At 34.0% G+C, this 15,520-nt stretch carries 15 protein-coding genes and 7 pseudogenes; 5 read left to right on the top strand and 17 right to left on the bottom strand.

Features of this window, described 5'->3' with window-relative positions:
* Positions 1-146: 146 nt before the first annotated feature.
* Positions 147-932 (top strand): P-type conjugative transfer protein VirB9, encoded by a 786-nt coding sequence (gene virB9, locus ABLO99_RS06360; protein ID WP_047759483.1) that lies wholly within the window; start codon positions 147-149, stop codon positions 930-932.
* Here virB9 and ABLO99_RS06355 read toward each other — a convergent pair whose 3' ends face one another.
* Entirely contained in the window at positions 933-1,529 is a 597-nt protein-coding gene (locus tag ABLO99_RS06355) for a ribonuclease HII (RefSeq protein WP_349967258.1), read from the bottom strand. It lies immediately after the preceding gene.
* A gap of 5 nt (positions 1,530-1,534) precedes the next feature.
* The gene (gene mraY, locus ABLO99_RS06350) at positions 1,535-2,515 is read right to left on the bottom strand and encodes a phospho-N-acetylmuramoyl-pentapeptide-transferase (protein WP_349968503.1); all 981 of its coding nucleotides are present in this window, start codon (positions 2,513-2,515) and stop codon (positions 1,535-1,537) included.
* A gap of 595 nt (positions 2,516-3,110) precedes the next feature.
* Here mraY and ABLO99_RS06345 point away from each other — a divergent pair.
* From ABLO99_RS06345 to ABLO99_RS06335, 3 genes and pseudogenes are all read left to right on the top strand, one after another.
* Positions 3,111-3,668, top strand: a complete 558-nt coding sequence (locus ABLO99_RS06345) for a hypothetical protein (protein WP_349967257.1) — start codon at positions 3,111-3,113, stop codon at positions 3,666-3,668.
* 64 nt (positions 3,669-3,732) lie between these two features.
* Positions 3,733-4,284, top strand: a complete 552-nt coding sequence (locus ABLO99_RS06340; RefSeq protein WP_349968500.1) for a DNA-3-methyladenine glycosylase — start codon at positions 3,733-3,735, stop codon at positions 4,282-4,284.
* 91 nt (positions 4,285-4,375) lie between these two features.
* Positions 4,376-5,135, top strand: a pseudogene (locus tag ABLO99_RS06335) (IS630 family transposase); the annotation flags it as partial.
* Positions 5,136-5,170: 35 nt separating this feature from the next.
* Here ABLO99_RS06335 and ABLO99_RS06330 read toward each other — a convergent pair.
* The 13 genes and pseudogenes from ABLO99_RS06330 to ABLO99_RS06270 all read right to left on the bottom strand — a co-directional run.
* A pseudogene (locus ABLO99_RS06330) lies at positions 5,171-5,314 on the bottom strand (IS256 family transposase); the annotation flags it as partial.
* An 87-nt stretch (positions 5,315-5,401) separates the two neighbouring features.
* A pseudogene (locus ABLO99_RS06325) lies at positions 5,402-6,372 on the bottom strand (integrase core domain-containing protein); the annotation flags it as partial.
* A gap of 78 nt (positions 6,373-6,450) precedes the next feature.
* Positions 6,451-7,349 (bottom strand): annotated as a pseudogene (locus ABLO99_RS06320) (transposase); the annotation flags it as partial.
* A gap of 97 nt (positions 7,350-7,446) precedes the next feature.
* Positions 7,447-8,163 (bottom strand): hypothetical protein, encoded by a 717-nt coding sequence (locus ABLO99_RS06315; protein ID WP_349967255.1) that lies wholly within the window; start codon positions 8,161-8,163, stop codon positions 7,447-7,449.
* Positions 8,164-8,240: 77 nt separating this feature from the next.
* Complete coding sequence (locus tag ABLO99_RS06310; protein ID WP_153295372.1) at positions 8,241-8,462, bottom strand: hypothetical protein; 222 nt, start codon at positions 8,460-8,462, stop codon at positions 8,241-8,243.
* A gap of 14 nt (positions 8,463-8,476) precedes the next feature.
* Positions 8,477-8,908: a group II intron maturase-specific domain-containing protein gene (locus ABLO99_RS06305; RefSeq protein WP_161794178.1), complete on the bottom strand. Its 432-nt coding sequence runs from the start codon at positions 8,906-8,908 to the stop codon at positions 8,477-8,479.
* A gap of 218 nt (positions 8,909-9,126) precedes the next feature.
* Positions 9,127-9,468: a hypothetical protein gene (locus ABLO99_RS06300; RefSeq protein WP_349966860.1), complete on the bottom strand. Its 342-nt coding sequence runs from the start codon at positions 9,466-9,468 to the stop codon at positions 9,127-9,129.
* Complete coding sequence (locus ABLO99_RS06295) at positions 9,458-9,901, bottom strand: zinc ribbon domain-containing protein (protein ID WP_349966862.1); 444 nt, start codon at positions 9,899-9,901, stop codon at positions 9,458-9,460. Before ABLO99_RS06295 ends, ABLO99_RS06300 begins: the two co-directional genes overlap by 11 nt.
* A 73-nt stretch (positions 9,902-9,974) precedes the next feature.
* Positions 9,975-10,121, bottom strand: a complete 147-nt coding sequence (locus ABLO99_RS06290) for a recombinase family protein (protein WP_153295385.1) — start codon at positions 10,119-10,121, stop codon at positions 9,975-9,977.
* Entirely contained in the window at positions 10,081-10,596 is a 516-nt protein-coding gene (locus ABLO99_RS06285) for a recombinase family protein (RefSeq protein WP_349966864.1), read from the bottom strand. The genes ABLO99_RS06290 and ABLO99_RS06285 overlap by 41 nt, the downstream gene beginning before the upstream one ends.
* The gene (locus ABLO99_RS06280; protein WP_153295389.1) at positions 10,593-10,730 is read right to left on the bottom strand and encodes a hypothetical protein; all 138 of its coding nucleotides are present in this window, start codon (positions 10,728-10,730) and stop codon (positions 10,593-10,595) included. The genes ABLO99_RS06285 and ABLO99_RS06280 overlap by 4 nt, the downstream gene beginning before the upstream one ends.
* 496 nt (positions 10,731-11,226) lie before the next feature.
* Positions 11,227-12,504: pseudogene (locus tag ABLO99_RS06275) on the bottom strand (IS4-like element ISWpi18 family transposase).
* A gap of 101 nt (positions 12,505-12,605) precedes the next feature.
* Positions 12,606-12,758: pseudogene (locus tag ABLO99_RS06270) on the bottom strand (IS110 family transposase); the annotation flags it as partial.
* A 753-nt stretch (positions 12,759-13,511) separates the two neighbouring features.
* Between ABLO99_RS06270 and ABLO99_RS08720 the strand changes: the two are divergent.
* Positions 13,512-13,990 (top strand): annotated as a pseudogene (locus ABLO99_RS08720) (transposase family protein); the annotation flags it as partial.
* A gap of 167 nt (positions 13,991-14,157) precedes the next feature.
* Here ABLO99_RS08720 and ABLO99_RS06255 read toward each other — a convergent pair.
* Complete coding sequence (locus ABLO99_RS06255) at positions 14,158-15,030, bottom strand: hypothetical protein (protein WP_349967251.1); 873 nt, start codon at positions 15,028-15,030, stop codon at positions 14,158-14,160.
* A gap of 96 nt (positions 15,031-15,126) precedes the next feature.
* Positions 15,127-15,483, bottom strand: a complete 357-nt coding sequence (locus ABLO99_RS06250; protein ID WP_047759608.1) for a glutaredoxin — start codon at positions 15,481-15,483, stop codon at positions 15,127-15,129.
* Positions 15,484-15,520: the final 37 nt, after the last annotated feature.

Here is a 15,520-nt window from a genome sequence, read left to right as displayed (position 1 = left end):
CTGTAGTTCTAAAGTATTCAAAGCGTCTGCCTGATTTCTTGCTTTTTTTACCCCTTACTAACCTATAATTGGGCTTTATAGTATAGCTTAATGGTTGCAGTACATGTCTATCAATGGTAAAATGAAGATTAATTTATTTTGATATTATGATTGGTTTGCTGTTTGCCGTACTGTTGTTCTTTTGTGGTGGTGATGCACTTGCAAAACAGGAGCCACGCTCAATAGCCGGTGATAATCACATAAAGGTAATGAATTATAATCCACAAGCTGTACATAAGTATACGGGTTTTTATGGTTATCAATCCAGTATATTGTTTGAACCAGGGGAAGTAATACAAAATCTTTCAATGGGTGATGCAACCGGTTGGCAACTCCTTCCTCAAGGTAATAGATTATTTATTAAGCCTATAGACGATATTGCCGATACTAATGCAACTATAATTACCAATAAAAGAGTTTATTACTTTGAGTTTCACGCTGAGGAAGCAACTGGATTAGATGATCCAAGATTAGCATATGAAGTAAGGTTTCTTTATCCACTATTCAACAGTGATGAGATTTATTCAACGAGTAACGGTAATATTCTAGAGCAAGCTAGTCATACCATTATTCCTGATATAAATGATATTGAAGTTATAAAGAAGGGCTTAAATTTTAACTATTCAATCTCGCATGTTAAAGGCAGTCAGTCAATAACACCAATCAAGGTTTTTGATGACGGAAAATTTACATATCTACAATTTAATAAAATAAACTCTGATCTCCCGGCAGTTTTTATGGTTGATTCTGCAGGGTATGAGTCTTTGATCAATTTCCGTACAGTTGATGACTATCTGATAATCGAAAGAGTAAGTTCAGTATTTACCTTAAGGAATGGATCAAGTACAGTTTGCCTATTTAATGAAAGCATGCCTTTCAAAAAAGGTAAATGATTAAAATGCCCGAGATATGGGTGCAAAATTTTTTCTATGGTGTTTCGTAATTCCATAAAGACTAATAGCATTAAGGTGCTCTTTTGTTCCATATCCTTTATTTTTATACCAGTTATATTTGGGATGTTTATTGTGCAACTCTTCCATAAGCCGATCTCTTGTAACTTTTGCAATGATTGAAGAAGCGGCAATTGATATACTCAAACTATCACCATTCACTATAGATTTTACTTGCCATTTCACTTCAGGTGGTTGATTACCATCAACTAGCACATAATCTAATTCTAGATCCAAATTCACCAGTGCACGTTTCATTGAAAGCTTTGTTGCTTGCAAGATATTGTATGAGTTTATTTCTTCTACGCTTGCCATTCCTATACCAAATTTTGCAACAGATGTTATTTTTTCATATAGGACTTGCCTACACTTAGGAGTCAATTTTTTCGAGTCGTTGATTCCATCAATAATTGTATTTCTATCGATAAACACTACAGCTGCAGATACCACTGGACCAGCAAGCGGACCTCTTCCAACTTCATCTACTCCTGCTATAATGCCTGATAATGTATTTTCTAATGTAAAATCTGGATATTTCATAATTCCTATAATAAGAAAGCTAAAGCAAAAATCGAACAAACAATAGAAATTATCCAAAATTTTATAATTATTGTATTTTCTGACCACCCTTTCTTTTCAAAGTGATGATGTATTGGTGTCATAAGGAAAACTCTTTTTCCTTCTCCATATTTAAACTTTGTATATTTAAAATATGATATCTGAATAATCACAGAGAGAGTCTCTATTACAAAGATTATTCCAATAATAGCAAAAAGCATTTCTTTTTTAATTAGGACACTAGTTAACCCTAAAGCTGCACCGATTGATAGGCTTCCAACATCACCCATAAATATTTTTGCTGGATGTGTGTTAAACCACAAGAAACCTAAAATGGCTCCTATAAATGCGATGCAGAATAAAGTAATATTTACATCTGCTTGAGTTATGTATGCAATTAGCCCCAAAAAAGCAAAGGAAGTGATGACTTGAGTTGCAGCAAGGCCATCTAGGCCATCTGTGAGATTTGCGGCATTAGAAGAGCCGACAATTACAAATGCAGCAAACGGAACATATAGATAGCCAAAGTCGATTATTACTTCTTTAAATAGGGAAGTTTTTGTAAAATCTTCAGCAGATTGTAGTTTAAGTATAGACATAACAACCAGAACGATGACAAACTGAATGAGTATTTTGGTTTTTGCACTTAAACCTCTGTGGTGATTCGTCTTCAATTTTAAATAGTCATCAATAAATCCAAGTAGAGCAAAAAATAGAGTTATAAATATCAGTAATAAAACTTCTGGTGTTAATTGATTCCAAAGCAGGATTGGTAATAAAGCAGAAGTGAGTATTATTATTCCACCCATAGGTGGTATATTCTTTTTTGTTATTAAATGGCTTTCTGGTCCACATGATCTGATTGGTTGTCCATCTTTACTTATCTTTTTTAGAAGTTTTATAAAATAAGGAAAAAGAATGAGCCCAAAAATAAATGAGGTAAAAAACGTCTTTGTAGCTAAGATCACCTGCCTATCCAAATTGACTAGATATTATACCAAAAGCTTTACCTAATCTCAATTTATACCTTTTTAGCAGCTCATTTTAATTTAGGGTAAATTAGTTATTGATTAATTATGACAAAGTCTGCATACTGATATTTAGTTAATGGTAAGAGGTGATATATATTAGATTTAGCTTATTTAAAAAGCTTTTGGGAACTATTTTAGTACCCTATAGTGAGAATAGAGTTAAAAATCCTCACACGCATACAGTAAAAGAACCTTCCTTTGGTGATATAGCTTTAAAGTTGAGTAAGGAAAAAAGCAAGAAGAGCATCTTATTCTTCTAAAGGGTAAAAGCAATAGCTCTGTTACAACTTTAACAGAAGGATCGTCTAGTACTCAGAGTGCGTCTAAATCAACATCAGGCAAGAACGAGCGTAGATATATCAAATTAGACAGCGATGAAGAATGGGATGAATTCTTTGAGTTACAGAATGATCCTTCCATTAATACTACAAACAAAGAACCTTTTTCTCCGAAGAAAGGAGAATTTCACTATCATTGTAAAGAGATTGTAGGCAAAATTGCTGACCAAATTAAGGCAGAGATATCTGAAGGTATGAAAAATCATACCATAGGGTCCATAATGATAAAAGGAGGCAAAAGGGAAGATAATATTGTTTACCCTACCGTGAGAGTTGTGCTACAGGTCAATAAAGAAGGAGTAGATATAGCTAAACTTCTAAGCGGTAGTATATGTGAAAAGTATGATGTAAGAACAATTACATTTTGTCATCCTAATCAAGAAAAAAAGAGAGGGGCATGTTGCTATATTAATGATGATGAGGAAAGAGTTTATGAAATAATTAGTGGGTTATATGAAATGACTTTAAAGTGGTATGTTGATGGGAAAGAATGCAAAATTAAAGTTAACATTGACGGTGAGAACGGTGTAACTCTCCTTGAAGGCAACGGTGTTACTGCGGAGCAGTTGCGCGCAAATAAAGAAGTCAAAATAGGTAAGAAACGTGAGCCAAAATCTTTATATGAAGCGTTAGCATCGCAGCTGCAACAAAGAAGCTCTGAATCAGTCAAAGTTTTACAACAGCCTACAACAGGTATGGAAGATGTGACAACAACACCAACTTCTACTTCTCAGAGATGTATTTTTGACTAAATAAATAAGAAAAAGCAAAAATAGTATAAGTTGTTTGCAAATGTAAGCAACTTATACTTCTATGATGAACAACATGATACTACCGAGAAATTTCTACGACCGGCCAACTTTAACCTTAGCTGGGGAGCTGCTGGGAAAAACGCTAAAATTCTTTAATTTTAGCGGAATAATAACTGAAGTTGAAGCGTATATAGGAATGGATGATCCAGCTTGTCACGCAGCAAGAGGCTATACTAATCGAACCTCAGTAATGTTTGGTACTCCGGGGTTTTCGTACGTATATTTTATATATGGAATGTATTATTGTCTAAATATTGTAACAGAAGCAGAAGGATTCCCAGCAGCAGTGTTAATACGAGGATTAAAGATCATTGAACCGCTTGAAGCAAACTTAGGCGGGCCAGGCATACTGTGCAAAAGATTAAACATTACAAAAGAACATAATAAACAAGACCTTACTATAAGCCACGAATTTTGTGTTTATGAATCTCACCTCAAACCGGATTATGTGTGCACTCCAAGAATCGGAATTAGTAAAGGCCAAGAGAAATTTTGGCGATTTAAAAGTTGCGCTTTAGCAGAAATGCCTAAAATCACACTCGACAATAAATATTAGACTTCTAATACCAATTCCTCTTACATAACCAACAAATAGATAGTATATATGAAGGGGTTATAGTAAAAATAGTTGAATATGGAAGTATAAAGTGGCATTAAGGTCAAAACTATTAGACAAAAAAAGTTGTAAATTTGGTGAAAGAAATGTTAAAAAAGGTCAGAAACAACGCATATGTTTCAAAAAAGTTACAAGCGGTGATAGCAGGAAAAGAAAGTAGTATAAGCGCTGTAGCAAGAATATGTAAAATTTCAAGGGCTGCATTGACTGAATGGATAAAGCACCTAAAATTTAGTAGAGCAGAAAAATTACTTGCCCCATATCAGCGGCGAATAAAAAGCAAATTAAACAAAAATCAACGTGAGCAAATTGAAATATGGGTAGAAAGAAATCCAAATATTACTATTAAGGAAGTGCAAATAAAAATCTCAGAGGAATTTGGCCTAAACATCGGCAAATCAACAGTGCACCGTGAGATACAAAGGATTTACATAACACCGAGGCCAATGCACCATAAACAAGATAAAAATAAGCAAGAAGAGTTAAAAAATACTGCAATAAAATAGTTAATTCCCACCCTAAAAAGGAGGTCTTTTTTTGATGAATCACGATTTGGGACTCATTCAAAAGTCGGACACGAATGGTTCAAAAAAGGGATCAGAACGCAGGTTAAAATGAAAATCGGTAGACAAAATTTCTATATCTACAGTGTGGTAAATCCAAGAAGTGGTGAGGAAATTAGCCTACTTGCTCCATACGTAAACACTGATTGTATGAATATATTTCTGGAGCAGATGTCGAAAGATTTGGGCACGAAAGAAGCCTTTCTTGTAATGGATTACGCAAGCTGGCGGGAGTGTTAAATAAACTGTGTCAAACTGCATTTTTAATTCAACTCAATTTTCAATCTGTTGGGAAAGAAAATGTCGAGCTGAGATATAGTCAATGCCCAATCATGTAAAGGCATAGTCCATTTCTCCTCCACTTTCTTTATAGCACAATATACCTGTTTATACAAGGCATTTATGTGTAATAGTTTAGACTTGATCTGACAGGCATGAATTATCTGACAGAAGAATTGAAAACCGATATCAGCATCCTGTTTAATGCTATCAATATTTTTCTGATAAGCAATATGCATACTATCAAAAAAAGTTTGCATAGCCATAGCAATATTTACCTGAATGTGGTCTAGATCTATTGTAAGAATGCACCCAATGGTCTACGTCTAACTGAAGTTCTGCCAAAGAGGTGTAAATTTTCTTTCTAAAGATAATATTGTAACATTCATCTTCTGTGGAACCTTTCACATATGCCATTAGTCTGTGGAGTTGGTTCGAGAATGATCAATATTTTCTACCCCTAAATATAGCTGTGATTTTCAGGTTTGCCACAATACTCTGTACCACGATCCGTCAAAACACGTAGCAATCTGTTCATCAAAGAACGGTACTACCCTATCATTAAGAAGATCTGCAGCTGTGATAGCAGTCCTTTCTGTGTAAAGCTTAGCAAAAGCAACTCTGGAATAGGTATCAACAAAGGTTTGCTGGTAAATTCGTCCAATACCTTTGATATTACCAACATAATAACTGTCTTGGCTACCTAAGTATCCTGGATGCTCTGTTTCAATTTCTCCATGGGCCTCTTTTTCTTCCTTAGCCTTTTCTAGAGCTGTTATCTGTTCTTCTGTTAAAATGATACCATCCTGAGCTACTTTTGCTTCTAATGCCTTTAACCTCTTTTTAAAGTTTTCAAGATCGTTTCTTTGCCACACTGATCTTATTCCACTTGCAGAGATCTCTCTTTTTCAGTTCGTTTGCTGCTCTTTCTTGTCCGTATACTGGAAACTCTATTGCTATTTCAACTACTGCTTTTTCTATATCCTCCGACACTCTATTTGCATACAATGGCTTGCTTTTGCTTATCTCGTGTAAAGCCTCTTCTCCTCCTGTTTCATACAGTTCTTTGAAGCGGTAAAATGTATCCCTTGAATATCCCATACGCCTGTGATACATTTCCTAATTGCTTTGCAAGTTCTAGCAATCCCAACTTTGGTTTTAGTATTTTTTCTTGTGTTGTACTCATATCTGACACTCCTTTAAAATTTGTTTGTATTTTTATCTTACTTTATTAACCTGTCAGATCAAATCTAAACTATTACAGATTAGTAGTATAGATTATCCTCCTAACTGGGTCGGAATACTTAAAACAACCAGATAGGTTTTCCCAATTATTCTGCCAAGATTATAGGGTACTTTGTGCCCCATTTTTCATCTAATTCCAACAGATAATTCTCGGCAATTTCCTTACTTGAAGCTTTTCTTTAAATCACTCAAAAAACTCTTTACTAGCTACATACTTCAGTGAGTTACGTATCTGATGCACTATACACATTCTGCATTAGGGAACACACCGTTTATTGCTGCAGGAAAGCTTTTTAGCCCATCTACACATGCAATTAGAATATCTTCCACTCCTCTCTCTTTGAGATCATTTAGTACTCCCAACCAGAACTTCACTTTCAGCTAAATAAAACTTCTTTTCTGCCATTTTGCTAATATATTATACATACATTTACTTACACAACTCCTTAAAAAACCATGAAAACTATCGGATATACAGACTGCAGCGGACGACTACGCCATTCGTTGATTACTGTTTGTCAGTAATACTTGATATCTCTGCCGCCGATATTTTATGATCGTAAATTTCCTCAATATGTGACGCTATATCTCCATGCCACTGGCAAATGTGCTTAAGACCTTTGCTTCAAGTTCTGTTGTTTGTCTTTTTCTAACTATTTGGGGTTCAAAGCTTCCTTCCCTGTCTCTAGGTGTTAACAACTCAAATGAGTTGTACGTAAAGTTTTTCCCATTTCTTCGATTATTTTCTTCGCTTTCACCAGACAAGTGGTGTTCTATTTCACCTTCCAGACTTGCCTCAAGCAGCTTTTTTATAAACGGTGTCATCTCTTCCTGTTAGCGGTCTTCCTTCTCGTATAGACGACAGGTTTCTAATTCTTTATAATCTACCAAACCGGTAGTTTTATTTACTTGACTCATGTCAAACCTCCGTTTTTTATATCAATTATATTTTTATTTCTTGGTTTGACACAGTTTATTTAACACTCCCACTGAAATACTTAAACTCCTACTATTTTCACTTCACTTGTTGCTGCACTGAGTGACTTGAGTTCATACTAGCACCCTGATTTTCTGCATAACTTTCTCTACAGGAATTTGACGAAGAGTTTACTATATCGCCATACTCTAAATCTTTTACTGCTTCCAAGACTCCCTCCTCAATTTTTTTTATAATCTCTAGACTTAAGTTAGGGTAAAATTTATTTAACGCTTCTCTTATGTGAATCGTATACTTTTTATCTATATCAATATATTCGCCATCTTGTCTGCTCTTCTCACATCCTCTTCGATCACATTCATCAATTTGCTCTTCAAGGCTACACTTTTTTAATATGTCACAATTTATGTTTGCTTTTACTTCTTCGCTTATTTTTTTCTCTAATTCATCCTTGGTTTCATCATCAATCTCAAACTTAAGATCTTTCATTATCTCATTTTTTATCTTTTCTTTCAATTCATTCTCAGTCTTATCACCAATCTCAAACTTAAGACCTTTCTCTAGCTCACTCTTAATATCTTCTTTCAGTTCATTTTTAGTCTTATCATCAATCTTACACTTAAGATCTTTACCATATTTATCATAAATCAACTTACTCTTATTGACTTTACAATCATCCAATTTTGTGAACAAATTAACTTTCACCATGTCACTAACAGAACATGTATCAGGTGGTAATGAACATGCACGACTTGTATTTTTTTGATTTGAATAAAAATAGGTACTTTTTAACATAAAATGACTCCATTAGTAAATAAATTTATTAAACATAAAATGAAGTGTGTACTAACAATGTACATATTTCACTACTTTCATATAATATAAACAGTACTTTCTGGCACTGACACATTGTAAGCAGAAAAGAAAAGTTCTCTATCTACTATAGAGTTATTCACCGCCTCTACGCATCTATCACATTCAGAATTGCCGTGACAACTGCCCGCAATTCTACCGTCTACAATCTCAAGGAGAGTAGACCAGGAGAACTTCCCTCCTGGCCCCTCGCAGAACCCTACGCGAGACTCTTGCCTCATAAGGCTCCCACTAGTCATTGCCCTAATCCTATACTTAATTTCCAGTGCACAAAAAGATTTGGTCTACTCTTTGCGATTCTTTCTAGTAACTTAGCTGCTTTGGTCTTATGCCTATTCAGCTTCTTGTACTTTGTCTGCAACCACTTTCTGAGTTTCCTATTAAACATTCTTATTATGCTATCTAGTGCAGTTATATGATGCTTCCCGTAATAGTTAAACCACCCTCTCAGGATTGGATTACATATTCGTGATATATCTTCTATTTCCAAGTTTGTTCTTCTAGCAAATTTCCAGCTTCTAATTTCTTTCTTCATCTTGTTCAGGCTTTCTTTACTTACAGTTGGAGTAAAACTTACAAACAGACTACTATCTTTTCTATTTCGTACAAGTCTTTTTCGAAATTCATATCCAAGAAATGTAAATGACACATTCTCATGATTATCCATTCGTTTTCCATCTTGACAGTAGATAATTTTGGTCTTTGTATGCTTTACTTCCAATTTGCAAATCTTCAGTCTCTGTTCAAGTTGAGTTAAAAATAGTTGTGCTTGGTACACAATGTATAACACCATCATCAGCATATCTTGCCCACTTTACACTTGGATATTCTCTTCTCATCCATGCATCAAAGCTGTAGTGCATGAATAGATTGCTTAAGATAGGACTAACTACCCCGCCAACAATGTTGCAAATTTTTCTTTTCTTCTCGATTATTTCCAGGAGAGTTTGGTAGCTCTTTTACACGAAATACCACATTTACGTCCTCAAGGTTAATTTCAATTCTCTTGACTAACGTTCTAATAATATCACGTTTAGTTAGCCAGCCTGCGTTATCAAGGTTTGATGTAATATTGGAAGAAAAGTCTTCTAAATTGGTTATAACCAAAGTTAATTCCTGTTTTAATTTCTTTTGATCGAATATCCTTTTCTTCTCCTCTTCAATTGTTTTTAAACTTTGTTTCATTGCTTTAATTCGTGGTTCAAATTCTTCTTGATTATTGAGCATAACTATCAATAAGTCTAGCAATACCACGTTTTAATTTATTTTCTTGTTTCTCTAGTAAATCGCTTTTTTGATCCCATGATGATTTTTTAAGCTCTGAAAGTCTACGCCTGTATTCTTCCAAAACCCTATTTGGATTTTTCAATAAATGCTTAACCTCTTCCCACACGGCTGTTTCTAATGCATCTGTACGAATGTGTTTATTATCACAAATTTTATTACCACCAAAACGGTAAGAATCTCTACCTATACAACGATAATAAGCATAATGATCAATTTTTTCTCCTCGCTTATTTCTTACAGGACTTCCGTAATATGCATAACGACAACGCTTACATACTTGTAGTGAATGTTTTGCTCCTCTTTCTCTTGTCCTTGCTATTTTTCTATTTTCAGCTAATTGTTCTTGAGCTATATCAAATACATCTTCGTCCACTATATTTGGCACTTTAACATAAATCCAATTTGCTTTTTCAACAGAATAGGTAGAGTAATTATCTTTCGGTTGTTCACAAGAATGTTTCTGTGGTCTGATATGTTGTACCTACTTTTGTTTTACCAAAAGCCGCTTGTCCTTTGTAAGCAGGATTTTTTAACATACCCCAAATCACACTTCTATCCCAGCACTTTTTTCCTGTTCGTGTTATAATAGACATAGTGTTTAGCCGACGACACACTTCCCCAACTTTCTCTTCCTACCCACAAAAATACTTTCCTAACAATATTAGCTTCTTCTTCGTTTATTTCAAATAAAGCTTGTCCTCCTCCCATATATTTATCTATATAACGATAACCATAAGGAGCTCCTCCCATTACGCTTACACAACCTTTATTAGCTGCGTAAATCTTTCCGCGACGACTTCGTTCCATAATTTTCGCTCGTTCATATTCTGCTATCATACCTTGCATTTGTAACAGTAACTGAGATTCTGGATTATTGTTAATCTCATAATTTAAGAAAACCGTTTCTGCTCCTGCTTTCTCAAATTCTTCAAATTTGATATGCATATTTCCTAGATAAGCGATCAGGTGAATGAATCTATCAATTTTACCTTCTGTTACTTTATCATGTAATTTTTCTAGATCAGGACGGACTAACACTGTAGCCATTGTCAATAAATTTATACTCACTTGTACCCATCCGTACTAATTTGCTTCTCTAAAGCTGCAACTTGACTTGCTATTGTATTTTCTTGTGCTTGTTTCCCTGAAGAAACTCTTGCATATAAACTCACTGTTACCATTTGATCCTCCTTGAATCCCATTTTTATGTTTTAAATTTTTTTGGCTTACTTGCTTTGACACGGCTTTTTCATAAGCATCTAACAAATACTTTTCTGCCAACTGGTTAGTTTCATAGCTACAGCTAATCCGTATAGCTAATCTCTTATTCCCCATGAACTTTCCTTGAAATAATATGTTCATATCATTCATTGAAACTGATGGTTAATTGATTGTTGGCACTATAAATAAATGGCACTCTTGTTTTTGGACATAGAAGTTTTCGAGAAATGCTTTTCTCTAATTTTACGTTTTTTGCAACATTGTTGGCGGGGTAATTACACCACTGCCATTAAGTTAAGGGAAAGAGAAGTTAAGATTGGACAAAAAATTTGAAGTGATTGATAATTATGGTAAATACTAGGGTGAATTTTTAAGAAAAGGGAGTCTGAAAAGTGCAAGTTATTTAAAAAAGTAATAATTGCAGGTTATTTTGCAAAGAATGTACTAATGCAATGATACTGAAAAGATATCTTGAATTTAAAACACATGTTTTCTAGCTCTTTTCTGGTAGTTGAGTGAACGAATATCAGATATCTTATGACGATCAACTCTTCTCCCTTTTCTTACCACTAAAGTGTTCATCAAAAATAACTGTGATAGTCGATCCATAATGCAGTCTATGTCTGACTCTGTAGAAAAAATATCAAAGGCTAAGTTTTTAATCGCATTAAATGAGACAGATTTATTGATGCTTTTTTTTAGTTTACTATTCTGTGCGCTCAATGTCTCTTCATCATCTTCTATCATGATACTTTCTAGATTACTGATGAAGATAGTTGACCAAAAATCCTACTTGATAGTTTCAATACTTTTTCCTGTGAAATTCTCTAAATTTAATCTTCCCTTCAGCCTAGAAAAAAATGTTTCTACTCCCCAGCGCAAGTAATATAATCTCTCAAACTCTTCGACTGTAAAACTTTGCTCATCTAACAGAGATGTTACTAACACTTCAACTTCTCCAGAAGAAAGTATTATTTTGACTAACCTGAATTTCATCTCATCAGGTAATCCTAGCTTTCGTAGCTGTCTTGCTACTTTAATAGGTGCGGTAGACACTACCACCATACTAGATGGGCTTTCCGGCTTAAACATAGCGTTTATTTCATTGAAAGACGAACTTGGACAGCGAATTATATAATTGATTTTCCTTCCTGTAAGCTCAGCAAGAAATCGATAAGATACGTATCCTCTATCACAGATTAACAAATCGTCTGATTTTATGGATTCAAGCATACCGATCGCTAAATCAACCTCATAGCTGTCACCTCTACTTAGCACAGATTTTATTGCAATATTATTTAGCACATCGTAGCAAACTTCAAAGGTTGCACTTGTATAGTCTTCAAATCTCTGGATTCCATTCCATACTGCTCTTGAGCCAAACTCGCCTATTATTTTGTCGCTCTTTGGCAGAATCAGTATTGAAGCATCAAATGCAAGTACTCTGAAGCCATGGTGGGTTTTAAATTCCTGATCTTGGTAGTATAGGGAAACTATATCATCATTTAACTCTGAAAACGCAGTATGCTTTAGCTTCTTTCTTGCTTGAGTAAATGCACTTGCCGTAATTGTGTAATCTTTTCTTGTATGCAGAACAAACTCATTAAGCATTACTTGTAATGACTTTACACTCTTTCTAAAAATCAGGAGAAATACATTAATGAAGGGCAGCTTTCTTTTTCGTGAGAAGTCTTTTGAGGATGCTCTGTGTGCGTTTATAAAGTTTAAACTCATCAATTTATTTTTTATAAACATGATTATTCTTTTTTTTACTCATGTCATTACTTCTTTTAATTTGTGGATCTTACCTGATTTTACAATACAGTCCATCACTTTCCCTTAACTTAATGGCAGTGGATCCAATACACTCCTGTTGATTCCATGGCTATTGTAGTAACTTTGCACCTCTTTAACCACTTTGCTAAGTTATAAAGATCTTCTGTGAAGCAGCAGAATTTTTGTATATTCTGTTTATCTCTTCCTTCTGGTACACATACATAATGCACAGATATCTATTCCTGCCGCATCAGACCTCTAATTTACTTTTTGTTTTTGCCATTTCTAACCTCCATCATATAATAATTGAAAAGCACTTCAGCTTGGAACGGTTGAATTATACGCTCTTCTAATCGAGGTAGTCTCAAAGACTCCATCAGTGATTTTCCTTCCAAAACCATGCTAACCTACGGGCACTAAGGCACCATTGCCTACTCGGCTATAACTGCAGAAGCGCTTCTCCGTAAAATTATATTCAAAAAAGTAGAAAATAGGAGTTTCTTTCTGGTTTGACAGGTTTTGTATCTGTCCGATGCTAACCTTGTGGATACAGAATTAGAGCCATTTAGGTCTTTCTACGATACCGTCCAGCCTATACTTTTGAGGAGGGAACTCTTATCTTTCTTACAGATTTTATATCTAAGAGGAGAAACAGAGTTCTTCCCTCCTCCACCTAATGCTTAAGCTTAAAACATTAGATGCTTTTTACAAGATACAAGAAGGGAAGCGGTAAAAATTATTTTAGACATTAAACAATAAAATTAGTAATTTATAGACTCTTTAAAAAAAATTATCTTATTTTAGATCAAGATTTCTTAAAAAATAAATATAATAAATAAACCTTAAATGGTTGCTATATTGGGCGTATTCTCTTAACTTGATGCGTATGGTTTATTTAGCACTCCTAAACCAAATAAACAATGCATGGAAGATCGTTTGTTAATGACACTACTGTACCTATTTCCATAAAGCTATGAAAGTGTCTGCATTCGCTGATAAAGCATCAAGATTTTGCATTGCCTGGAAAAAAAGAGCTATTAAATGCAATATGAGATTCTGGTAGTAGACGGAACAGAAACTCCCATAGAGAGAGCAAAAAAAAGCAGAAAAGATTTTTTTCAGGAAAAAAAAGAAACATACAATAAAGACACAAGTAGTTATAGCAAAAGAAAGTAAGAAAATTATATGTACTTCCTTTGCTAACGGTAAACGACATGACTTTAGGATTTTTAAAGAGTCGATGTTATCAAGTTTTAGCTGATAGGGGTATGCAAAAGTTTCATAAAAATGTTCAACTCCCTCATAGGAGATCAAAAAAGCACCCTTTACCAAAAGACAAAAAAGCAGAGAACTTTTTAGCCAAAGAGTTGTAGTTATTGGTTTACTTAAGCGATTTAAAATAATTTCAGACAGGTATAGAAATAGACGAAGGCGTTTCGGTTTACGGTTTTGCCTCTTTCTATAATTTTTAGCTGCTTCCTTAGATTATGCAAGAAGTCTAATGTCATTCTAGTGTTTAACATACATCTGTATGTAGTTACATTGGAATGACAGAAAGCAGCTCAAAGGCTCTACTCAACCAGTAAAAAACAGATATATGTAGACATTGGCTAAAGCCATTCTAATAACATTTTAGTGAAACTTAACAAGTTTATCTATAGTTTTAGTGATAATTTTTGGAGTATTTGGAGAAACTTCTGAGCCCAGCCTATTTAATTGCTCTATAGTAAACTCGCTATTCTCATTTATTATAAAATCACATAAAATATCTTCTATATCTTTAATAACACTTTCATACTCTCTTAGAGGATGGTTATTCGGATATCTATGGATAGTTTTGATGCTAGAATACTCAACGAAAGCTTGATCTTTAAAAGCAAGTTGTCTCAATTTCTCTTTGAATTTTTCTTCTTCCTCTCTTGCTAAAAAGCAAGACTTTATCAGTGATTCTGTAATCGAGTTTATAGCCTGGTGTATTTCAGAATGCACTATAATTTTGATGATATTTTCTTCCACTATGCAGTCATAAATGCTTTTTTCGCTCTTTAATGATTCTATAAGCATTTTGCTGTTTTGTGAATTCAATTCCAGATTCTCTTCACTCATAGGAGTCATTATAAAGGTATTCTTGTTTACTCTGATATTAAATTGCGGAAATCCTTCAGAAAAAGAAAATGTTATATCCTTAAACTCAAGTGCATGATTATATGCAGAAAAAAAGGTATTTGCTATGACGCTGTTTGGTACCTTCATTCCATGCTTACTCAGGTGATATAGCACATTTTCAACATCACGATATGTAAAACCTGTATCTTTTATCAATTCAACAACTTCTATGCGATTGTGTTGTTTATACTCTATTCTCACTTCTTCTGTAAAAAGCGTTCTAGCTGCTATATGTTTATCAAGGACTGTGAAAATCTTGATGAAATTCTCTAAATCTTGTTTGTTAATTAATTCAATATTAATTAAGTTTTTGCTAATAATTGTAATATTTTTTATCATTTCTTTCCCACTAAAAAAACTCACTAGATGAATTGTATTTTTAATTAATTAAAAATTGTTTAAAGTGAACATGCCAGCAACGGTAAGGCAAAAAAATCACATAAAATCATCATGTGATATAACACATACCTCATGTTCATTACTGCTGCTTGTGTAAGCTGTTGCATCAATGCTATCTTCATTGTTATTTAACATATCATCCAACTTTCCTTCTTTTTCAAGATCCATCAATTTGTCGCTTCCTGCAATATGGTGAATATAATTTCCATTGTCATCAGTAATAAAGATCTGTGGAACTGTTCTAACGTTATACTTTGATTTTATGTCGTTAAATAGATCTGAGTTTTTGAGCACATCGATTTCTTCATATTCCACACCTTTTTTATCTAATAAATCCTTTGCCCTTATGCAGTATGGACAGCCCTTCTTTACATATATCACAACATTTTTCACAATTTATCTCCGTAGCTTACTAAAATATAGTTATTAT

The organism is Wolbachia endosymbiont of Armadillidium arcangelii, from assembly GCF_040207875.1.
GTDB lineage: Bacteria > Pseudomonadota > Alphaproteobacteria > Rickettsiales > Anaplasmataceae > Wolbachia.
The sequence above is the reverse complement of the archived record's forward strand: the minus strand, read 5'-3'. Positions and strand labels throughout refer to the sequence as shown.